The organism is Bacillota bacterium (assembly GCA_024655925.1).
Classification (GTDB): Bacteria; Bacillota; DTU025; order DTU025; family JANLFS01; genus JANLFS01.
Window position 1 is genome coordinate 17,704 of sequence record JANLFS010000017.1, and the last position, 19,264, is coordinate 36,967.

A 19,264-nucleotide genomic window follows, 5' to 3' on the forward strand; every position below is an offset into this window, starting at 1 on the left:
CCGCCGCGCAGCTCGCCGCTAGGTTCGCTAAGAACTTCGCGAAGTTCACGGGGGTATCCGAAGAGGTGGCCGCAGGGGGACCCAGGGTCTGACCGTGCGGTCTCGCCGCGTCACCCCTTTACCCCGGCGGCCACGAGGCCTGTGACCGTAGATCTCTAGTGCGGAAAAGCCCAATCTGCACACACAAACGTTAGGGGCTGGTGGGGATGGCTTTCGCAGGCATGAGTCTGGCTGAACTCCTTCGGCTGCTGCTTCCGTTGGTAGTCTTGGAGTCCGGGCTGAAGGCATACTGCCTGATCTCTCTATCCAGGAACGAGGCCTCCACTCTCCCGAAGTGGGCGTGGGCCTTGATAATCCTGTTCGTCTCCACCTTCGGGCCCCTGGCCTATCTGATCTTCGGACGAAGGAAGGACCGAAATGCTTAGGGTCGAGGGCCTCTGCAAGTCCTACAACCACGTACAAGTGTTACGCGGCGTGACCTTTGAAGTTGAAGACGGTCAGGTATTCGGGTTTCTCGGGCCCAACGGAGCGGGCAAGACAACTACGATGAACATCCTGGCCGGCCTCATCGGCTTCGATTCCGGCTCGATCACCATCGACGGCGTGGACGCGGTGGCAGACAGATCTCGCTTGCGTGGGCTTACCGGGTATCTCCCGGAGAACCCGTCATTCTACGGGTATATGTCCGCCCGGGAGTATCTCCTTTTCACCGGAGAGATAGCCGGGTTTCGTCCCCAGGATAACCGGGACAGGTGCGAAGAGCTCCTCCGGGTGACGGGACTCGCCGCGACCGGCAGGAAGCCTTGCGGCAGCTTCTCGCGGGGGATGAAGCAGCGGCTTGGGATCGCAGTTGCGCTCTACAACCGCCCCAAGCTTCTGTTTCTGGACGAGCCCACCTCCGCCCTGGATCCCGGGGGAAGACTCGAAGTCCTGGAGCTCATCGGCAAGCTCAGAGAGGAAGGCATGACCATATTCCTCTCGACTCATATTCTCAACGACGTGGAGCGAACGTGCGACTCGGTGAGCATCATAAAGGACGGCAGGATCCTGGTTACAGATAGGCTGGAGAATCTGAGGAGCCGGTACATCCAACCCATCATAGACGTAGGATTCGACCGCCGGCTGGATGGCCCGCCCGAAGAGATCGAGACCTTGCCGTGGGTGCAGAAAGTGACGGTTGAGGGAGACAGGGCGGCCATATACGTGTCGGACTTGGAGAGCGCGAAACGGGGGTTGCTGCCCCGGCTTGCAAGCCTGGAGGCGTCGGTCACCTCATACCAGCTCAGGCAGGCTAACCTCGAGGACATCTTCGTGAGGCTGGTGAGAGAGTAATGGCGACGTTCGGTGCTTACCTCAGAAAGGAAACGCTGGAGTCGATGAGGCAGCACAGGTACCTAGTTGTCGGCGCGTTCTTCCTGTTCTTCTCCGTGTCAACGCCGATACTCCTCAAACTCATGCCCGCTATCGTCCGGAGCCAGATGCCGGAGTTCCCCGAGGCGTTGATGAGGTTCGACCCCGCATATGTCTGTGAGAACTACATACGCAACATGTTCCAACTCGGAAACCTGCTCGTAGCCTTCCTCCTCATGGGTGCTCTCGCGGACGAACTCGCCCAGAACAAGCTGGTCTTCCCCGTCTCTCAAGGCGCCGACCCCAAGGCAGTGGTCCTCGCAAAGCTTCTCCATTACGGGATAGTCGTGGCGGCCGGAGCTTTCCTGGGCTTTCTGGTCGTCTACTACTACGCACTGGCGCTTTTCTCCGGGGACTCCCCAACACTGGCCGAGGCTTTCAGGAGCGCGACCCTCCTCTCAGCCTACTTCGTAACCCGGGTGTTCCTGGTGGTCTTCCTGAGCAGTCTCTTCCGAAGGCCTCTCGCCGCAGGGCTCATTGCCTTGCTCGTAAGCTACCTCGACCCCCTGCTTTACTCTCTTCCGCGGTTCCGCAACTACATCTCTTACTCCCTGATCTCGGACGCGGCGACTCTCGGCCGCATCTCGCAGGGAGTGAATGGATGGGTGCTCGCCACGGCCCTCATCGTTCAGCTCGCCGCGGTCGCCGCCTTGACTGTCTGGCGGATGAACAGAGTGGAGGTGGTGTCCAGAAGCTGAGCAAGGCAGGCCCCGCCCGGGCTCACCTCCGCCTCATCCGTCCGCTCTTCTTGCTCATCTCCCAAAGGCGGTCCGCGAACCCCTCGATTACCTCGCGCATGGCCAACCGCGCCCTCCAGTGCTCAGGGATGCCAGACTCGCCGTAGTACGCTCCCGCCAGCTGCCCTAAGACGGCACCGGTGGTGTCCGAGTCGTCCCCGAGGTTCACAGCGATAATAACGCTCTCTTCGAAGGACCGCCCCTTTCCAAAAGCCCACAAGGCGGCCTCGAGGGACTGAACACAATACCCGGTCCCCCTGATCTCAGGCGGATTCTTACGGAGGAACGACCCACGGGCGATCTCCGCCACTTTCGGTGCCAGAGGCTCTCTGTTCCAGATCCCCGCCACCGGCTCAAACATGCTCCCCAGGAGTTCGTCTTTCGTGGCCCCTTTGATCGCGCCGACCATGAGGGCGGCGAGATAGCGACACGCGTCCACTGCCTCACGGGCGGCGTGGGTCGTCCGGGAGCTGTCGGCCGCCCGGGCCACAGCCTCCTCAGGGGAATCAGCATAGAAGAGGGGCACAGGCGCAAGCCGCATGATTGAGCCATTTCCAGCGGTCATCGGGTCCTCAGAACCACAGTAAGGCTCGCCCGTTCGCTCGAACCGGCGCAGGGCTGAGTGGACCGTGTTCCCGATGTCGAAGCACCGGCCAGTGCTGGACAGGTGCCCCTCGCGGAGCCACATCACGTACCTCTCAAGCTGGTCTTGGGGGTCGAACCCGCCCGTTTCCACCAGGCTCTCTGCCAGGCAGAGAGCCATAGACGTGTCATCCGTCCACTGCCCCGCGGAGAGCCCGAACGGACCCCCGCCCACCATGTCCACCACCGGCTCGAAGGGACCGGGGCTCTTGAACTCGACCTGGGCCCCGAGGGCGTCCCCGACCGCAAGCCCGAGAAGACTGCCTCTGTATCTCTCTCTCGTGTCCAGTTCACATCACCCACCCGTTCACTGATCCGGCCCGTCGAGGACCCGGTACAGGTACCACTTCCTGGCCCTGCCGCCCCGATCCAGGTAGATCTCGTACACCTTTCCGTCCTCGCCCAGGAGTCTGAAGTAGTTCCGGTGCCTGCGGGTGCGCCAGGACCGGGCAGCGGGGTGTGTCCCTCCGAAGCCCCAGTCCTGCCACTCCGAGAGAACCTCGCGGACTGCCACGATCCGGCCCTCGCATACAAAAGCTAACGGCCTTGCACCCTCAGCGTCTGTGGATACCTTGACCGGCTTGCCCACGAACTCAGACACCAACCCACCGCCCTGTCATTCGGGCCCGACACAGCCCCGGGTCCGGTTCTTGCCCCCCGAGCGCCCTCATCCGGAGAGGCCTACAGAAGACCCAGGCTTCTGTGCTTGCCCGCGATACTATCGGCAAGGCGATCGACAGCCTCAAGGTCAGCCTGTCGAGGCAACCCCCGGCATATGACGGGTTCCAAGATCTCGGCCTTGAGGTTCGTAATCGTCGATGCGATCTGTTCTACCGCTTTCCCGCCCCAGCTCTGGGAGTTCAACACAGACACGAACCTCACTCTCGGCCTGAGTGCATTGGCCAGGAAGGCCGCGTTGACCGCAAGCGGGTGCGCCCCAGCCAGCACCGTGGGTGTGCCTATCACCACTGTCGCCGCGTCAACCAGGGATATGGCGAGCTTGCCGATGTCCGTCCCTGTCAGCTCATACTGCTGCACCCCGACACCGCGAAGGCTGAGCGCCTCAACGAGCCTCTCCACCATGACTTTGGTGCTGCCGTGCATAGTCACGTAGGCAACGGCCACCAGGTTTGCAGGCGGTCCCGAAGTCCACTCCCTATATGCGTCGACGATGAACGACGGCCGCTCGTAGATCGGGCCGTGGCTCGGGGCGATCATCTTCACGTCGTAAGGCGCAAGCTTCTCAAGGTTCTTTTGGATCACGTTCGCGAAAGGCATCATGATCTCTGCGAAGTAACGCTTCGCGGCCTCGTATACCCTGGCCTCGTTCGCGACATAGAGATCACTCGTGGCCAAGTGGGACCCGAAGAAGTCACAGGAGAACAGAATCCCATCAGGCTGGAGGTAGCTCACCATTGTCTCGGGCCAGTGGACCCATGGAGTGTGGATGAAAGTGATAGTCCGCCCTCCCAGGTCGAGCGTGGCCCCATCCTCTACTGTCATGAACCGATCCTCCGGTATGTGCAGAAGGTCGATGAGGAACGTCTTCGCCTTGGGTGATGCGACGACAACTGCCCCGGGGAACTTGTCGAGCACCAAGGGTATGCATCCGGAGTGGTCCTGCTCACCATGGTGAGCCACGACGTAGTCCACCCGCTCGGTCTCCTCGAGTTTCGACATTAGCTCGTGTGCCATGGTGGGGTCGACCGCATCCAGGAGCACGGTCTTGTCTTGCCCCCGGACGAGGTATGCGTTGTAGCTTGTCCCATCAGGAAGCGGAATCAGGGAGTCGAAAAGCCGTCTGTCCCAGTCGACGGCGCCCACCCAGCAGATGCCTTCGCGAATCGGCCTAGCCTTCATGATTACGACGCCCTCCGTGATCATAATATGGACCTAACATGCGCCTCCACTTATTGACAGCACTCACTTCCCCATCCTGCTTGATGGCATACTGAAGCTCGGGCGGATCACCTGCTCTGTCTGGAACGGGGGTCGGATTCATATGTCCGCTGTCTTGATTGGAGCCCAAGTGCGTCTCCGGGGGACCCTCGCTGCGGCCGCGCTGGCCGGTCTCATCGCAGGGATCGCGCTCGTCGCGGGCGCAGCCCCTTCGCGCGCGTCCGCGCCAGCTATCGTCACATCAGAATGCGTCGACTTGGTCCTTCACCTGTTCGCCCATGTTCCGATGCCCGGCAATGCCGCGGAGAACTACGACGCCACTTACGTCGCCCAAATCAGATCGGCCAAGGCCCGCATGACGAACCCGCCGGCCCACCTTGACCTCAGAGCCGCCCTGGCGCCTGCGGCCCCGCGTTTCGCAGCCAGCATGCAGTTACAGGCTCTGACGGTGATCCCGGTTGTCTTCGCGTCAGTGGATGGACCTCATCAAGGCGGTCAAGTATATAGCATCCGGGGGTTCGGCGGACTCCTCGGGGTTGTCCGGCATGCATCACGCCCTTGCCGCGGATCTCGCGGCCATGATGTCTCCTGCCGACCGTGAAGCAGTCTCGGTGTTCGTCCGAGTGATGGCGGAGGAATACGCTTCGTTCTACAAGGCCTACTGGAGGTCGGGAGCCCGCGTGCGCGAAGATGCCAGGGCCGCCTTTGAGCGGTTCTGGAATGCCCACGGGCGAGCGGCCGCGTCCCGGATCATCGACTCGCAGCCTTTCGCAAGCACAGCGGTGGTTCTCTCCGAGACCATCTGGAAGAACGGACGCGGAGTCCAGTTGGGCCAGGCAGGCGGGGCGATAGTCCCGTTGCCTGAGCCGAGCGCCTCCCCTTACCCGAGTTACTTCACAGCCGTCCACGAGCTGACCCACGTGTTGAGCGATTTGATCGTCTTGGGCGCCATTGGCATGGATCGCTCCAGCGTCAGCATTTCACAGCAGGACCGCGCCGGGTTCCAGATCCATTCGATGCTCGAGGCGGGTGCCATAGTCGCAGACTTCTTGGTCTTTCAGGCTGCGGGAGGCGAGTGGACCCGCCAGTATCTGGATGCGGTCTCACGCTGGGTAGGCCAGCATCTCGGTGGAGAAGCGGACTTCCATCGGTTCTTCTCCCTCGACCCTAAGGTGTCAAAGGCGCTCAGGGAGGCCTTCGGGACGCCCTAGGCCCACGTGCAGAACACCACCGAGCGTCACGTCATTTTCGCACACCCAACCCGGTGAAAAGAAGAACGAGGCCGAGGAGGATCAGGGCGACCGGCCACAGCTTTGCCATCCACGCAAGCGCCTCGGGTGCAGTCCCGGCGAGGACGAGTGGGCCTCCGATCGCAGCAAGCACGACGCCGGGAACTAAGGGCCACCACATGGCGGTGGGGGTGAACAACGCAGATGCGACGGAGATCAGCACCCATCCCCCTGCGAACGCCAAAAGGAAGATCCCGCCTCTCGCAGGCTCTTCTACTGCGGCGAATGGGAGATCGACGAGGTAGGCGCCCGCTCCAATCCCAAGAAGTATCCCGCCGGGAACGAGCAGGCCTGCCCGCCGCGTGACTATACCCCATATCAGAAAGGTCAGCCCGATCGAGGGCAGCACCATGAGCCCCATCGTCCTACTGTCCACTATCTGCGCTGCAAGGAGGATGCCTCCGATCACGATGAGCAGTAGCCCCGCCGTGGTCCGGCCGCGCCGGATGTCAGAATCCCTTTCGTCGGTCATGAGTCTCCACCCCCAAAAGTGTACCTCCAGGTGCACGGAATCCCATTCAGGTGCCGCGCAGAGATCATCTTACACCATCACGGATGTCTTCTCCACAGGTGATTTCCCATGGAGCAAGCCCAACGATCCGGCCATCACAGCTAGCCCATGCGAGACGTGCCCCCTCCGCGTATTGGGCAGCCCGCCCGGCGACGGAACCGCGCCCGCCGTTGACCCGGACACGCCGCCTCCGCACCGGAGCAGCGGGAATAACCTTCCGCCTCGTCGCGGTAGGCAGGCTCCCGGGATCCGGCGGTGATCGGAGCCTAGCCAGGGAGCACTGCTCGAGTCGTCCTGAAGTGTACTTTTGCGACCTCAGCAAGGACAGCCTCTCCGTTGTCCGCCACAATCTGTCGCGCGACCTCGAGGATACGAGGATCGGATGCCCCCGGGGGCAGGTCCATGCCCACCTTCGCCGAGAGTGCGGCAAGCCGCCTCAGGAACTCGGCGCGGGCCAGGATCGAGGCTGCGGCCACGGCTGGGTCCTCCTCTGCCCGTGGGCGCTGTTGAAGCCGGACCTGTCTGCCGCGGCTCATAAGCGCCTTCTCCAGGTACGACCGGTCCCCGAACTGGTCGGCCACCGCGAGTCCCGCATCTACCCGAGTCAGGACGTTCTCGAGCGATCTCGCGTGCCCCCACGCGAGGACGCGGTTGACGTTCTGCATCTGAGCGTATAGCTCGTTGTACCTCTTGGGACCTATGACCACCACCGAATGTGGGCATGCGCTGGCAACGTCAACGGCCATCGGCCCGATTCGGGCGGCAGACAGGCGCTTGCTGTCCCGGACACCCATGTGGATGATTTCTTTCTCCGTCTCCGGGTCCACAAATACAGCGGCAACCACGAGCGGACCGAAGTAATCGCCCTTGCCCGACTCGTCCACGCCGACTCTGGCAGTTCCGACGGGCTGAAGTCTGGACTCCCTCGGAAGCCCCCTGGACCCGGCCACAACCACCAGGGGTCTGCCAGGGTAGCGCTCCTTCCACCATGCCTCAACCGTCCGAGCCATGCCTTCCGATCCACCCTGCACAAGACCTTTGCCTGACCCATAGATCGCGACTGATACCCGACCTTCCGCGCCCGCAATGGTGACCTGCCGCCCAGACTGGATCTGTCGGTCCTCCAACACCTGCCATCCCACCGACCGGGCGAACTCTCCGATGGCATCGGCTTCGGCGCCCGGTTCCCATCTTCCCATGATTGTCACCACCGCAGTCGCTCATTCACCAGAAATGCGGCAGAGCCACCTGGCAGGGCGGACGCCGCACCTCTTAAGTATCATTCCCGCTTGCATGGTTGGGAATCTTCGCGTACCGACAGCGAATTCCTTCATGTCCGCAGTGGACCCGGATCACCCGTGGTTCAGCGCCTGCTCATGGCATTGCCTGATAGTTGTAACTACTTCTGCGCGGCTGCAGGAAAACACCGAGGGGTGTAGAATATGCAATCAAACCGATAGGTTGCACCGAGCGCGTTCCCCAAATGACAAAGGCACACCCGTCGAAAGCCGGGGCCGCAAAGTCACGGGGCTAAAGGGATGTTCATCCCCATGCTGGCCGGGCCGCCTGAAGGGGAGGTGTTTTGTTTGGCTCTCCCCTTTGGGGGAGAGCCTCGTGTTTCGCGCACCCAGGAAGGGGGCCAGACTCATGAGTGTGGTGAGGGCCTGCAGGCGGTCCGAATGTGGGTTTACGCTCCTTGAGGTCATTGTGGCCATCGTCCTGGTAGGCACTGGTCTCATAGCGTTGCTCCACTCCATGGGGCAAGCAGTCGACGTCGATATGTTGGCCTCGAGGGCCCAGACCGCAGCCAACCTGGCCAACGAGACCCTGGAACTCTATCGGGTCTATTTCAACAACCATGACTACGACTTGCTGGTAAACCAGACAGAAACTCAGCAACAACCAGCTCTGGACGAGGCTGGGTACCACCTGTTCCGTCGGTCAGTCTCCGTGACTGAGTCGGGCACAGCTCCGAACCGATACTGGACAGTGTCGGTTACAGTTCGCTATGCAGTGAAGGAGCAGATGAGGAGTGTCAGATTTCAGACGGTGTTCGCTGAACGATAGAGGGTTTACCTTTGTCGAGGTGCTGATAGCCGCGGCAGTCTCGGTGATGATCCTCGCTGCGCTGAGCGCGGTCCTCTCGGGTTCTCTCTCCACGTGGCGCGTGACGTCCTCCTCGAGCGCTATGCAACACTCGGCAAATGTGGCCCTGTTCAACGTCACTTCCAGGGTGCGCCGGGCAAACACCGCAGAGATCCTGGAAGGGCCTCCGTCAGGTCTCAAGGCCACGGTCATGACTGAGTCAGGGTCCTACACATACATCTTCGCCCGTGACGGGTCGAATCTCACAGTACAGACCGCCCTGCCGTCGGGCAGCGTGGAGTTCGCCGTCGTCGCATCGGATGTGACCGATTTTTCGGTGTCCGAGGCGGGGACTGACTCCTACAGCATCGGCATCACCTGCAGTGACGGCACGAGATCCTACACCGCCAGGACCGTCGTGACCTTGCGCAGATAGAAAGGAGGAGGTGCTGGTGAAGCCCGTCAGAAGGGATGAACGTGGCTCGGCCATGGTGCTGGCCATGATTGCGCTGGTGGCAGTGGGTCTCCTCAGTGCTGCACTCCTCTCAGCCGCCACAGCGGCGTATCAGACAAGTGCGGCAACCCGCAACCGTGCGCAGGCACTTCTCATCGCTGAGGGCGGCGCGGAAAAGGTGTACCACAGGCTCAAGACGGATGTGTCGTACCGAGTAGACCGGCCCTTCAGCGAACAGGTGGGCACGGCAACCGCTACAGGCACTATCGACAGGCAGGGCACGACCTACGTGATCACGTCCACCGCCACGGTGGGTGGAGCGTCCGCCACTGTCCAGCTCGTCGTCTACACAGACGTGTATCAGTGCGGGATCTATGCAGGTGACTTCATCTGGGGACAGAACAACAACATCGTCCGAGGGGCCGACGTGGTCTCGGGAGGCCCCATCACTGGCGTGGCAGTGGACCCCGGGTTCTTCCTCCTGCCTTATAGCCCTCAGGTCTTCCCAGTATTCGCGCCGGCCGACTACAACACATACCCGCCGCCCGCGGTCAGCGGGAACACGATGACCGTCACCGGCACAAACTACTACGCAGGCACGTTCGGAGGTCTGCAGATCGAGAACGACTTGGTCATCAGGTGCCCGTCGGGGTGGGGCATCATCTTCATAGACGGCGACCTGCTGGCCAAGAACAACCTGCTGCTCGAGGGCAACCTCGTGCTCCTTGTGAACGGCAGAATGGAGGCCAAGAATACCGCGACAACAACTGGTGAGACTCACATCATCGTCAGACGTGACGTCCAAATCAAGAACAGCATGTCTTTGGTGGGCAACATGATCGTCGAAGGTTCTTTCGAGTGTAAGAACAACCTGTCCCTCGTCTACCAGGATTCGGGGTGGAGCCTCATGCCGAACGAGCCCATGGGGTCGAGATGGTCGGTATCCTGGCGCAGATGATTCTGGGCAGGCCGGGCACTCCTATGCAAGCAGGGGAGGCGATCCTCGCCTCCCCTGCTTCTTCCCGGTCGACGGTCAGCTGTCCGGACGTACGCGCGGGCCGCCTGGAGCTGGATCCGGTGTCGTCCGGGGCCGTCTGACTACTTCAGCCAGAGCAGTTCCGAAGTACCCTTCGGGCCGTGTTTCACAAGGTGTTCAGCCATTTCGGCCAGGAGTTCCTCGTTTGTGATGTTGCCCGTATGTCCCATGCGTGGGAATGTCTTCACATACCCATCGTAATACGGGTCCTTTGTCGACTCCAGAAACTCCTGGAGATAGTAGACGCCGTTATTGAGATAGTAGTTGTCCATGTCACCGATTCTTATGTGGATCTTCCCCACAAGCTCGGGCCCGAGGGTCGCCCATTCCCTCTCGAGCTTGTAGCGGATGTCGTAGTTCTCTTTCCAGTACTCGGCCACGTCGCGGTTGATCTCGCCGGTTACAGGATCCCAGATCGGGGCAGGATAGCCGTCCGGACCGACCGGGCTGTACACTGCCTCCCAAATAGCCCACTGCCCGCCAGATCGGCTGTTCGTTCCCAAGGCGCGTTCCCAGTCGTTCTCCTGCTTGATGGTGAATCTCACATCCCCATCGATATCCCTCGAACTGGGCCGCTCAACTTTCACCCACTCATACTCCCGGTAATAGGCATTGGTGTCCTCGTAGATATTCACAAGCTGGTACGCCCGGAAATCACCCGAGTCTGGGCAGAGAGGCCAAGTCCCTCCGAAGAACTCGGGATACCAGACCTGCAGGGCCAGCGCCTCCCACCCTCCGGTGGACCCGCCGCTCAGAAGGCGCGCCCAGCCCTCGGGGATCACCCGGAAGTTCTGTTCGATGTAGGGGATCAGCTCCGTTATGATGGCATCCCCATATGGGCCGAGATTGGCGGAGTTGACCGAATAGGACGTGCCATAGTAGGGATTCGCATCTCTGAACTCCACCACGACCATCTGCGGGCACTCATCGGACATCCAGAACTTGTCGAACGGCCGGCCCTGCCCGAAACGGAGAGGCGCCCGCTCACCGGGCCAATGGCCCTGCTGGTACCACACGGGATAGTACGCATCGGGGTGTGTATGATAGGTCCTCGGAAGGAGAATGTTGGCCCCCAAGTACATGGGCTGTCCCCAGAACTCCGTGAGAAGCTTGCTCTGGATCTTGACGTACTTCACGAACTCGGTGTCAACCGGATTACCCTGCTGGAGCACTTGCCCTTCCTCAAGCGGCCTCACAGGCGGAATCACTTCCGTAAGGGACAGCACGACTTTGCCTGTGGTCGCAGGGTCGATCTTGACCTTCTGCACTGCGCTTTTGAGGTTGCCCGGGCCACTGAACATTCTTTGCGGTCCGCCTGCCCCGGTATCCAGGAACAGCTCGACCGTGTGGCCGTCCGCCCGGTGGAACGTGGTGTACACTGTGAAGAAGGCCTGTACGAAGTATTCACCCGGAGGAATGTCAGCGATGCTCGCAAAGGGGTACCCGGCGACCTCAGGGTCCCCGGCCGCTATGGTCATTGCCTCATCTGCAGCTACGTTCCTGACGTTCTTTCCCCAGATGGGAACCCCGGTCACATCCACCTGGTCTTTGGGCTCCGATTCACCGTCTGTTGAGATTATGACGAAGACCCGGCCGGTGAGCGGGCCTGGGTTGGCCGAACCGGGGAAACTGATCTCGAACTCCAGGCTCCGCTCGGCTTGAGCAGCCCATGCACTCGTCGTCCCTACTGCTGCGAGGATAGCCAAGCTCAAGACCACATACAGCATCCGTTTCACTGTGTGTCTCTCCTTCCTATGTATGTCTATCCATTCATAATGCATTACTATTCGGATCATGTCAACCCCAGATCGTTTGCGCTGCAATCGCCTGTTTGTTCCAGCGTCCCACTGCAAACACCGTAGGCCCGGCCAACCCTGGATCATGCTCCATGTGCTTCATGCAAAGAAAAAGATCCACCGGACAGTCCGGTGGATCAAACCTTGGTGGAGGCGCCGGGAGTTGAACCCGGGTCCGAAGAGGTCACTTGAAGAACTTCTACGAGCGTAGCCCGTGTACTAGAGTTCGCAGCCGAAGTCGCGCACGGACGCGCTGCCCGGCGGCTATCCCGATACTCTTATCGCGCACCTCCGAGAATTGGTGCGCGAGCATCCTGGTTTAGATGACGCCCTTGCCAGGCTCCCAGGATAAGCCCGGGTCGGACGGCTGCCTAGTTAGTTAGGCAGCGTAGGCGTAATTGTTGTTGGCACTTATCGTGCTTCCACCGATTAACGAGCAGGTGGGATCTCGGCTCGCCGCTCTTCGCGCAACGCTCCCCGTCGAGACCGTAACGCCCCCACAAGACACATCTTGATTATACTATGCCCAGGTGTCCAGGGCAAGCGTGCCCGCACGCACTTTGAAGGCATACCGCGCCCAGTCGCGCCGTCCGCCCGGCACTACTCCCTCCTTGTGAGCTTAGACTCCCTCTCTATTTCCCGGCTGGCCTCACGTTTCGCGATATCCTCACGCTTGTCGTAGAGTCGCTTCCCCCGCGCCAGAGCGATCTCGACCTTCGCCAACCCCCGGACGAGGTACATACTGAGAGGCACAACCGTGAAGCCTTTCTCCCTCACCCTCGAGTCGAGCCGACGAATCTGGGTCTTGTGCAGAAGGAGCTTACGCGGACGTCTGGGGTCGTGGTTGAACCTGTTTCCATAATCGTATTCGCTTATGTGGGAATTGACCAGGAAGACCTCTCCCCCACGCACCTCGGCATAAGCGTCAGTGAGGCTCACCTTGCCCCGCCGGACACTCTGTATTTCGGTTCCGGTCAGGGCTATGCCAGCCTCGAAAGTCTCTTCTATGAAGTAGTCATGCCGTGCCCGCCTGTTCGTTGTGACGAGTCTCTCCTCCGGCCCTTTCTCCGTCATCCCGTTCACCTCCAGCCCGTACGTGGGCCTACAAAAGGTCTTCCCGGCCTATAGGCCCAGTTCCCTCGCCTTCTCTTGCATCGCCGTCACGCCTATCTCCACGAACTCCTGCAGGGTCAGCCCGATCTCCTCACATCTGCGGATCTGCTCTCGCCTCGCACCTCGCGCAAAGCCGCTCTCGCGGAACCTGTTGAGTACGAATTCCGCATTGATGGCAGCCAGCTTCCGGGCCGGATGTATCAGGGCGGACGCCACAATCAGCCCGGTCAGGGGATCCACTGCGTGGAGTGCCTTGTCCATCAGCGAGAGCCTGGGCACACCATGGTAATCATTGTGCACCTTGACACAGTAGACGATCTCTGGGTCCACACCCAGTTTCTCGAGGATCTCCGCCCCAACCACACTGTGTCGCGCTGGATCATCGGCAGTGGTGTCGTAGTCGATGTCGTGAAACAGGCCGGAAAGGCCCCACTTGGTCTCGTCTTCGCCGAACTTCCTTGCCAACGCCTCCATGCATGCTTCCGCGGCGATCATGTGCTTTATCAAGTTCTTGTTTTTCACGTGTGCCTTGACTGCCGCGAGTGCTTCTTCCCTTGTCAACACAATCACTCTCCTATCAGCTTACGGCTCAGTTCGCCGCGGCGGGCCCAGACTCTTCCCTGAGGAGGCGCCTGGCCAGCTTGCCTGACCCAGTCTTCGGAAGGGACTCCCGGAACATGATTTCCACAGGCACTTTGTAGTTCGCCAGATGTCTCCGGCAGAAAGCAATCAGGTCACGGCTGGATACCTGGGCCCCCGGCCCGAGCGCCACGTGGGCGACGACGACCTCGCCCCGGGCGGGATCCGGCCGACCCACCGCCACCGCTTCCATGACCGTAGGGTGCCTATAGAGGGTCTCCTCAACCTCCCTCGGATAGACCTTGTATCCTCCCACGTTGATCAGGTCCTTTTTCCGGTCCACGATGTAGAGGTAGCCGTCCCCGTCTACCCGCCCCAGATCGCCCGTGCGAAGCCACCCGCCCAGCATGGCCTCGCGCGTCTCAAGATCGAGCCCGTAATACCCGATCATCACGTTTGGCCCCTGAACCAGGATCTCTCCCACCTCGCCAGGGGGTACGTCCCTGCCGGCCTCGTCGACCACCCGCACTCTAACGCCCGGTATTGGCAGGCCGACTGATCCCGGCCTGACGGGACCACAGGCCGGGTTGACCGAGACAACTGGCGCGGCCTCCGACAGGCCATATCCCTCCACTATCCTGACCCCGAATCTCTCCTCAAACTGCCTGAACACATCCATGGGCAGGGCCGCACCTCCGGCCACGCACGCCCGCAGTGACCCGAGATCCCTCCCCCGTCCGTCTCTTGCGTTGTTCAACGCCACATACATCGCGGGCACCCCGGCGAACACCGTGACACGGTGCTGTTCAATCAACCTGAGGACGCCGGCTGGCACGAACTGGTCCATTATCACGATGGTGCCGCCAGTGAGGAGAGGCATATTCATGCATACCGTCGCCGCGAAGGTGTGGAACATCGGCAGGACGCACAGATGAACATCACGCGGTCCGGCATCGAGAGCAAGCCCTATTCCTTCCGCGTTGCTCACCAGGTTGGCGTGGGTGAGCATGGCACCCTTGGGGCGTCCAGTGGTTCCTGACGTGTATAGCACTACGGCGAGTTCACGCTCTCGATCGGCCACCGGCAAGTCCCCGCCCCGCCAGATGTCCTCCCACCTCCTTACGGTTGCCCCCGGGGTCACCACACGGGCGGGCACCGACCCGGCGTGCCGGACGAGTACCAGCCTCTCCACCCCGGGAAACCGGGTGTTGCCTGTCGTAATCACAGTCTTCGTGCCGGAATCGGACAGGATGTGCCCGAGTTCGGCCTGTTTGAGCAGTGTGTTCATGGGCACTGCCACTGCACCGAGGGAAGTGACGGCGAAATAGGCCTCGACGAACTCCGGGCTGTTGGGAAGGTGTATGCCCACCCTGTCACCCGGCCGCACTCCCTCCGCCAGAAGACCGAGTGCTCTGCCCTCGACCGTCCGCACGAGATCAGCGTAGGTGGTCTCCCGCTCGCGGAATATGAGGGCAGTTTTTCCGGGGGCACGCTCGGCCGCCCGGGATATGATGCCGTGGAGATCCATCAGCCCGCCTCCCACTCGATAACGTGGAGTCAACTGCATGTCCGATTCCACTGCCGCGGTCTCGCCCGGACGCATCACAAAAAACCAAGCCCCGCACCCTGCATGAGTGCGAGGCTCACCGGTCTCCGCATGCGGTAGGGAAGGGACTACAAGAAGACAAAGAGGATCGACGTGACCAAGAATGCCACTGCGACCCAGGTAGTCGCCCGATCCAGGAAAGCCTCGAACCCCTTCTGCTTGGAGAAGAAAAGCTGCCCGCCGCCGCCTATCGAACCGAGCCCCTCGCCCTTGCTCGGCTGGAGGATGACGACGGCAATGAGCCCGATCGAGATCAGAAACTGTATGATGACCAGGATTGTCTGGAGCACGCGCCCAACCCCCCATGTATCCGACTGCGCTCATTCTACCACACGGCAGGAACACCTGCAACTTGTCCGACGCCAGAAGTGTCCGGCGCCAAGCGCCGGCACCAAAGCCTCTACACTCGAATTCTCTTGCGTTGCCCCCGGCTGCCCTCCCTCATCTTGTTGACTGCAATGACCACGGGAGTCAGCACTAGCGCTGCAACGATCGCTTCTGGCACGCCCTGAACCACCGCGATGGACAGCGCCCCACCCTGCCCGCGCAGGGGAAAGTACCCGAAGTAGACTGCAAGCCCCAGAGTGCCCACGGTGTTGGTCAGACTCCCCGCGGCCGCGGCGATGGGAATGCTCCAGGATCTCCTGCCACAGATGCGGTAAACCAAGTATGCCACAACGCCAATCAGGAGCCGTGCTGGAATCACTACCCTCGGATCACCGAGGAACCGGAGAGTGAAGAGGCCGAAAATGAGCCCGACGAATAGGCCGACGATAGGTCCTTCGAGAATGCCTGCAAGCTCCACAGGCATGTGCATCAGGGTGGCCGCACCCGCGGGCGTGGGCAAGGGGATGAACCCGATACCGGTCACCCCGAGAACGAGAGTCAGGGATACCAGGATTCCCGAGATGGCAATCTGATCTACACTGAGTTTCACGGTAACACCTCCGTTCCAGCCCCTTTGCAGGGTGCCGGACGATACTTGGCTGCGGAGAAACCTGCCGGCATGAAAGCTGGTGCGGGGTCCCGGTCCAGGGTGATCCAAGCCCCGCGATACACCGTCAGGCTATGACCCTGCCCTCACAGACACCTCCTGAGCTCCTGGGCACCCGCCCAGAGTGGTCGCGGCCTCGACCGCCCTTAGAATCGCCGCTGCCACCATCTCCGCGGCGGCGGCTCCCACCGCAGTCAGGTGGGCCGCGCGGTCCTTACTCACAAGCCGAGTCCCGGTTGACAATACGAAGACCACGTCCCCGTCGTACATAGTATGCGCCGGTCTGACCGCCCTGGCAATACCGTCCTGCGCCATCTGGGCCACCTTGCACGCACCCTCCCGGTCGAGCAGCGCGTCAGTGGCAACCACTGCCAGAGTCGTGTTGGTTGGAAATGCCGCCACGTTGCCAGGCCCCATGAAAGCCCGCCGAGTTCGGTCGTACGCTCCGGCAATGATTTCGCCGGAGCCGGGATCCACAACGTCTCCGAGACAGTTTGCCACGGCGATCGCCCCTACCCAAGGTCCCTGCCCGGGTTCCTCTCCCTGGAGCTCGACGGCGAAAGTGCCTACGCCGCCTTTCATGGCATACTCCTGGCCGTGGGCCTTTCCGACCGTCGCTCCCATCCCAACCCCGATGTTCCCCTCAGGGCATGGGCCCGAGGACGCTGCCAGGCAGGCTTGTCGTCCCATCGAAGGGTCAGGCCGGCACCTGGAATCCCCTATGCCAAGGTCGTAGATTACCGCCGCTCCGACTATAGGGACAAGGCCAAACGGAGTCGGGAATCCGTGGCCGCGTTCTTCGAGGAACTGCATGACCCCGGAGGCCGCGTCCAGACCGTAGGCACTGCCTCCGGCCAGCACCACGGCCTGTGCCTTCTGCACGAGGTTGCACGGGCGCATCAGGTCTGTCTCGCGCGTTCCTGGTGCGGACCCCCGGACGTCGAGTCCGCACGTAGCACCGTCCACGGTCAGGACCACAGTGCACCCTGTAAGCCCGCGTTCATCGTGAGCATGGCCGACTAGGACCCCAGGAACATGCGTAATCCCGTACAACCCCAGCCCCTCTTCCGTTCGCGTGGTATGGGCGCGGCCGCGGGCCGCGCCCATAGAGTATCTATACGCCACAGACCACGTTTATCCTTCGCGTTCTCTAGCCAATGGAGTGGAACGCATCCATTCCAGCAAAGATGCCATGGTCACCCAGCAGGTCCTCTATCCTGAGAAGCTGGTTGTACTTGGCGACCCTCTCGGATCTCGACGGTGCGCCCGTCTTGATCATCCCGACGTTTGTGGCTACCGCGAGATCCGCTATGGTTGTGTCCTCGGTCTCTCCAGACCTGTGGGATATCACAGCAGTGTACCCAGCCCTCTTGGCCATCTCTATCGCCTCGAGGGTCTCGGTCAGCGAACCTATCTGGTTCACCTTGATCAGAACCGAATTGGCTACCCCCAATTCGATGGCACGTTTGATGCGTTCCGTATTGGTGACGAGCAGGTCGTCCCCGACGAGCTGGACCCGGTTCCCAAGCCTTTCCGTGGCAAGCTTCCACCCGTCCCAGTCGTCCTCGGAGAAGCCGTCCTCGATCGAGAGTATCGGGTACTTGGAGATCAAATCCTCGTAGTAATCGACCATACCGGCTGCGTCTAGCTCACGGCCTTCACCAGCAAGCACGTACTTGCCGTCCCGGAAGAACTCGCTTGCGGCAGGGTCTAGGGCCACGAACGCGTCCTTGCCCGGGGCATAGCCTGCCTTCTCGATAGCATCCACGATCGTGGCGATGGCTTCCTCGTTGGATTCCAGATTCGGCGCGAACCCTCCCTCGTCGCCGACTGCGGTCGACAGACCTTTCTTCTTGAGGACAGATTTCAGGCTGTGGAAAACCTCCACTCCCATCCGCAGTGCCTCGGCAAATGAATCCGCCCCCACCGGTACGATCATGAACTCCTGGATGTCCACGTTGTTGTCAGCATGTTTGCCCCCATTGAGGATGTTCATCATCGGCACCGGGAGCGTTCTTGCGTTCACGCCGCCCAGGTACTGGTAGAGTGGAAGCCCCACGGATTCCGCGGCCGCGTGCGCCACGGCGAGCGACACTCCGAGGATGGCGTTCGCCCCGAGCTTCTCCTTGTTGGGGGTTCCATCAAGCTCAATCATAGTCTGATCGATGGCGGCCTGCTCCCTTGCGTCCATCCCGACGAGCTCGTCTGCTATGGGGCCATTGACATTGTCGACGGCCTTGGTCACGCCTTTACCCAGGTACCTTCCGCGATCCCCGTCTCGGAGCTCGAGCGCCTCGTGCTGACCGGTGGACGCCCCAGACGGGACACATGCACGCCCCACAGTGTCGTCGGCAAGAGTAACCTCCACTTCGACCGTGGGGTTGCCTCTGGAATCGAGAATCTCCCGGGCGTAGACATCACTGATGGTTGTCATCGGCAGTCCGGCGGGGCAGGTCTTTCGAGTTCCCATCCCCGCCTCCGCTCCTTTCTCTAGTCTCGTTTGTGCTGGCCTACGGTTGTCCTGACTATCTCGGCAAACTCCCCGGCGACGAGACTTGCTCCACCTACGAGCGCTCCGTCGATGTCGGGTTCCCGGGCGAATTCGGCCATGTTACCGGGTTTGACACTGCCACCGTACTGAATCCGCAGAGCTGATGCCAGACCCTCAGAGTACAGGCTTGCCAGCGTGTCACGGATCAGCCTGGCTACCGCGGCAGCATCGGCTCCGGTGGACGCTTTCCCGGTCCCAATTGCCCAGATGGGCTCGTAGGCGATGACGATCCTCGCTGCCCCCTCCGGGCTGACGCCGGCGAAGGCTGCGCGGACCTGCCCGGCGACAAGGCCTTCAGTTTTCCCGGCTTCGCGCTGTTCCAGGGTCTCACCCACGCACACGATGGGAATGAGTCCCGCCATTAGTGCAGCCTTGATCTTCCGGTTCACCGAGTCGTCCGTCTCACCAAACATGGCGCGCCGCTCTGAATGGCCGATGATGACGTAAGTACATCCGGCGTCCACCAGCATCTCACATGAGACTTCACCGGTGAACGCTCCTTTGGATTCCCAGTGAACGTCCTGGGCCCCCACGGCAATTCCGGTTCCGCGCACTTTGTCCG

22 protein-coding genes, 1 other RNA gene and 1 riboswitch are annotated in these 19,264 nt (G+C 61.3%); of the genes, 8 read left to right on the forward strand and 15 right to left on the reverse strand.

The window, feature by feature from the left end:
• Positions 1–206: 206 nt before the first annotated feature.
• Genes NUW23_04170 through NUW23_04180 form a run of 3 tightly spaced genes read left to right on the forward strand, consistent with a single transcriptional unit; the run spans position 207 to position 2,108 of the window.
• Complete coding sequence (locus NUW23_04170; GenBank protein ID MCR4425372.1) at positions 207–425, forward strand: PLD nuclease N-terminal domain-containing protein; 219 nt, start codon at positions 207–209, stop codon at positions 423–425.
• The gene (locus NUW23_04175; protein ID MCR4425373.1) at positions 418–1,332 is read left to right on the forward strand and encodes an ABC transporter ATP-binding protein; all 915 of its coding nucleotides are present in this window, start codon (positions 418–420) and stop codon (positions 1,330–1,332) included. The genes NUW23_04170 and NUW23_04175 overlap by 8 nt, the downstream gene beginning before the upstream one ends.
• The gene (locus NUW23_04180) at positions 1,332–2,108 is read left to right on the forward strand and encodes a hypothetical protein (protein MCR4425374.1); all 777 of its coding nucleotides are present in this window, start codon (positions 1,332–1,334) and stop codon (positions 2,106–2,108) included. Before NUW23_04175 ends, NUW23_04180 begins: the two co-directional genes overlap by 1 nt.
• 22 nt (positions 2,109–2,130) lie before the next feature.
• Here NUW23_04180 and NUW23_04185 read toward each other — a convergent pair whose 3' ends face one another.
• The 3 genes from NUW23_04185 to NUW23_04195 all read right to left on the reverse strand — a co-directional run bounded on the left by NUW23_04185 (position 2,131) and on the right by NUW23_04195 (position 4,649).
• On the reverse strand, positions 2,131–3,078 hold the full coding sequence (locus tag NUW23_04185; GenBank protein ID MCR4425375.1) for an ADP-ribosylglycohydrolase family protein: 948 nt from the start codon (positions 3,076–3,078) through the stop codon (positions 2,131–2,133).
• 18 nt (positions 3,079–3,096) lie between these two features.
• Positions 3,097–3,390, reverse strand: a complete 294-nt coding sequence (locus NUW23_04190) for a DUF6504 family protein (protein MCR4425376.1) — start codon at positions 3,388–3,390, stop codon at positions 3,097–3,099.
• A gap of 80 nt (positions 3,391–3,470) precedes the next feature.
• A complete protein-coding gene (locus tag NUW23_04195; GenBank protein MCR4425377.1) occupies positions 3,471–4,649 on the reverse strand; it encodes an FprA family A-type flavoprotein in 1,179 nt (392 codons plus the stop codon).
• A 142-nt stretch (positions 4,650–4,791) separates the two neighbouring features.
• On the opposite strand from NUW23_04195, the gene NUW23_04200 reads away from it, so the two are divergent.
• Positions 4,792–5,289 carry a hypothetical protein gene (locus tag NUW23_04200; GenBank protein ID MCR4425378.1) on the forward strand — a complete coding sequence of 166 codons (498 nt, stop codon included), beginning with the start codon at positions 4,792–4,794 and terminating at the stop codon, positions 5,287–5,289.
• The gene (locus NUW23_04205) at positions 5,234–5,899 is read left to right on the forward strand and encodes a hypothetical protein (GenBank protein MCR4425379.1); all 666 of its coding nucleotides are present in this window, start codon (positions 5,234–5,236) and stop codon (positions 5,897–5,899) included. Before NUW23_04200 ends, NUW23_04205 begins: the two co-directional genes overlap by 56 nt.
• A 31-nt stretch (positions 5,900–5,930) precedes the next feature.
• Here the strand turns inward: NUW23_04205 and NUW23_04210 are convergent, their stop codons facing one another.
• A complete protein-coding gene (locus tag NUW23_04210) occupies positions 5,931–6,449 on the reverse strand; it encodes a hypothetical protein (GenBank protein ID MCR4425380.1) in 519 nt (172 codons plus the stop codon).
• A gap of 305 nt (positions 6,450–6,754) precedes the next feature.
• Positions 6,755–7,687 carry a ribonuclease HIII gene (gene rnhC, locus NUW23_04215; protein MCR4425381.1) on the reverse strand — a complete coding sequence of 311 codons (933 nt, stop codon included), beginning with the start codon at positions 7,685–7,687 and terminating at the stop codon, positions 6,755–6,757.
• 282 nt (positions 7,688–7,969) lie between these two features.
• Positions 7,970–8,058: riboswitch (cyclic di-GMP riboswitch) on the forward strand.
• Between the two features lie 77 nt (positions 8,059–8,135).
• Between rnhC and NUW23_04220 the strand changes: the two genes are divergently transcribed.
• Genes NUW23_04220 through NUW23_04230 form a run of 3 tightly spaced genes read left to right on the forward strand, consistent with a single transcriptional unit; the run spans position 8,136 to position 9,985 of the window.
• Positions 8,136–8,555 carry a type II secretion system GspH family protein gene (locus tag NUW23_04220; GenBank protein MCR4425382.1) on the forward strand — a complete coding sequence of 140 codons (420 nt, stop codon included), beginning with the start codon at positions 8,136–8,138 and terminating at the stop codon, positions 8,553–8,555.
• Positions 8,521–9,009: a prepilin-type N-terminal cleavage/methylation domain-containing protein gene (locus NUW23_04225; GenBank protein ID MCR4425383.1), complete on the forward strand. Its 489-nt coding sequence runs from the start codon at positions 8,521–8,523 to the stop codon at positions 9,007–9,009. The genes NUW23_04220 and NUW23_04225 overlap by 35 nt, the downstream gene beginning before the upstream one ends.
• A gap of 16 nt (positions 9,010–9,025) precedes the next feature.
• Positions 9,026–9,985 carry a hypothetical protein gene (locus NUW23_04230; protein ID MCR4425384.1) on the forward strand — a complete coding sequence of 320 codons (960 nt, stop codon included), beginning with the start codon at positions 9,026–9,028 and terminating at the stop codon, positions 9,983–9,985.
• A 140-nt stretch (positions 9,986–10,125) separates the two neighbouring features.
• On the opposite strand, the gene NUW23_04235 is transcribed toward NUW23_04230, so the two are convergent.
• The 10 genes from NUW23_04235 to tpiA all read right to left on the reverse strand — a co-directional run.
• Positions 10,126–11,790 carry an alpha/beta hydrolase-fold protein gene (locus NUW23_04235; GenBank protein ID MCR4425385.1) on the reverse strand — a complete coding sequence of 555 codons (1,665 nt, stop codon included), beginning with the start codon at positions 11,788–11,790 and terminating at the stop codon, positions 10,126–10,128.
• A 214-nt stretch (positions 11,791–12,004) separates the two neighbouring features.
• Positions 12,005–12,358: a transfer-messenger RNA gene (gene ssrA / locus NUW23_04240) on the reverse strand.
• A gap of 101 nt (positions 12,359–12,459) precedes the next feature.
• Positions 12,460–12,933, reverse strand: coding sequence for an SsrA-binding protein SmpB (gene smpB / locus NUW23_04245; GenBank protein ID MCR4425386.1), 474 nt, complete (start codon positions 12,931–12,933; stop codon positions 12,460–12,462).
• A 48-nt stretch (positions 12,934–12,981) separates the two neighbouring features.
• Complete coding sequence (locus NUW23_04250) at positions 12,982–13,533, reverse strand: HDIG domain-containing protein (protein MCR4425387.1); 552 nt, start codon at positions 13,531–13,533, stop codon at positions 12,982–12,984.
• A 28-nt stretch (positions 13,534–13,561) separates the two neighbouring features.
• The gene (locus tag NUW23_04255) at positions 13,562–15,079 is read right to left on the reverse strand and encodes a long-chain fatty acid--CoA ligase (protein MCR4425388.1); all 1,518 of its coding nucleotides are present in this window, start codon (positions 15,077–15,079) and stop codon (positions 13,562–13,564) included.
• Positions 15,080–15,225: 146 nt separating this feature from the next.
• Positions 15,226–15,447 (reverse strand): preprotein translocase subunit SecG, encoded by a 222-nt coding sequence (gene secG / locus NUW23_04260; protein ID MCR4425389.1) that lies wholly within the window; start codon positions 15,445–15,447, stop codon positions 15,226–15,228.
• Positions 15,448–15,557: 110 nt separating this feature from the next.
• Positions 15,558–16,094 (reverse strand): ECF transporter S component, encoded by a 537-nt coding sequence (locus NUW23_04265; GenBank protein MCR4425390.1) that lies wholly within the window; start codon positions 16,092–16,094, stop codon positions 15,558–15,560.
• A gap of 129 nt (positions 16,095–16,223) precedes the next feature.
• Positions 16,224–17,204 carry a P1 family peptidase gene (locus NUW23_04270; GenBank protein MCR4425391.1) on the reverse strand — a complete coding sequence of 327 codons (981 nt, stop codon included), beginning with the start codon at positions 17,202–17,204 and terminating at the stop codon, positions 16,224–16,226.
• Positions 17,205–17,301: 97 nt separating this feature from the next.
• Positions 17,302–18,585 carry a phosphopyruvate hydratase gene (gene eno / locus NUW23_04275; protein ID MCR4425392.1) on the reverse strand — a complete coding sequence of 428 codons (1,284 nt, stop codon included), beginning with the start codon at positions 18,583–18,585 and terminating at the stop codon, positions 17,302–17,304.
• A 56-nt stretch (positions 18,586–18,641) separates the two neighbouring features.
• On the reverse strand, positions 18,642–19,264 hold a 623-nt coding region (gene tpiA / locus NUW23_04280; GenBank protein ID MCR4425393.1), incomplete at its 5' end, for a triose-phosphate isomerase.

What these genes read in the sequence shown, in the direction of transcription:
- NUW23_04170 (MCR4425372.1), top strand. Translation starts at nt 207, where the DNA reads ATGGCTTTCGCAGGCATGAGTCTGGCTGAACTCCTTCGGCTGCTGCTT.
- NUW23_04175 (MCR4425373.1), top strand. Translation starts at nt 418, where the DNA reads ATGCTTAGGGTCGAGGGCCTCTGCAAGTCCTACAACCACGTACAAGTG.
- NUW23_04180 (MCR4425374.1), top strand. Translation starts at nt 1,332, where the DNA reads ATGGCGACGTTCGGTGCTTACCTCAGAAAGGAAACGCTGGAGTCGATG.
- NUW23_04195 (MCR4425377.1), bottom strand. Translation starts at nt 4,649, where the DNA reads ATGAAGGCTAGGCCGATTCGCGAAGGCATCTGCTGGGTGGGCGCCGTC.
- NUW23_04200 (MCR4425378.1), top strand. Translation starts at nt 4,792, where the DNA reads ATGTCCGCTGTCTTGATTGGAGCCCAAGTGCGTCTCCGGGGGACCCTC.
- NUW23_04205 (MCR4425379.1), top strand. Translation starts at nt 5,234, where the DNA reads ATGCATCACGCCCTTGCCGCGGATCTCGCGGCCATGATGTCTCCTGCC.
- NUW23_04210 (MCR4425380.1), bottom strand. Translation starts at nt 6,449, where the DNA reads ATGACCGACGAAAGGGATTCTGACATCCGGCGCGGCCGGACCACGGCG.
- rnhC (MCR4425381.1), bottom strand. Translation starts at nt 7,687, where the DNA reads ATGGGAAGATGGGAACCGGGCGCCGAAGCCGATGCCATCGGAGAGTTC.
- NUW23_04220 (MCR4425382.1), top strand. Translation starts at nt 8,136, where the DNA reads ATGAGTGTGGTGAGGGCCTGCAGGCGGTCCGAATGTGGGTTTACGCTC.
- NUW23_04235 (MCR4425385.1), bottom strand. Translation starts at nt 11,790, where the DNA reads ATGCTGTATGTGGTCTTGAGCTTGGCTATCCTCGCAGCAGTAGGGACG.
- smpB (MCR4425386.1), bottom strand. Translation starts at nt 12,933, where the DNA reads ATGACGGAGAAAGGGCCGGAGGAGAGACTCGTCACAACGAACAGGCGG.
- NUW23_04255 (MCR4425388.1), bottom strand. Translation starts at nt 15,079, where the DNA reads ATGGATCTCCACGGCATCATATCCCGGGCGGCCGAGCGTGCCCCCGGA.
- eno (MCR4425392.1), bottom strand. Translation starts at nt 18,585, where the DNA reads ATGACAACCATCAGTGATGTCTACGCCCGGGAGATTCTCGATTCCAGA.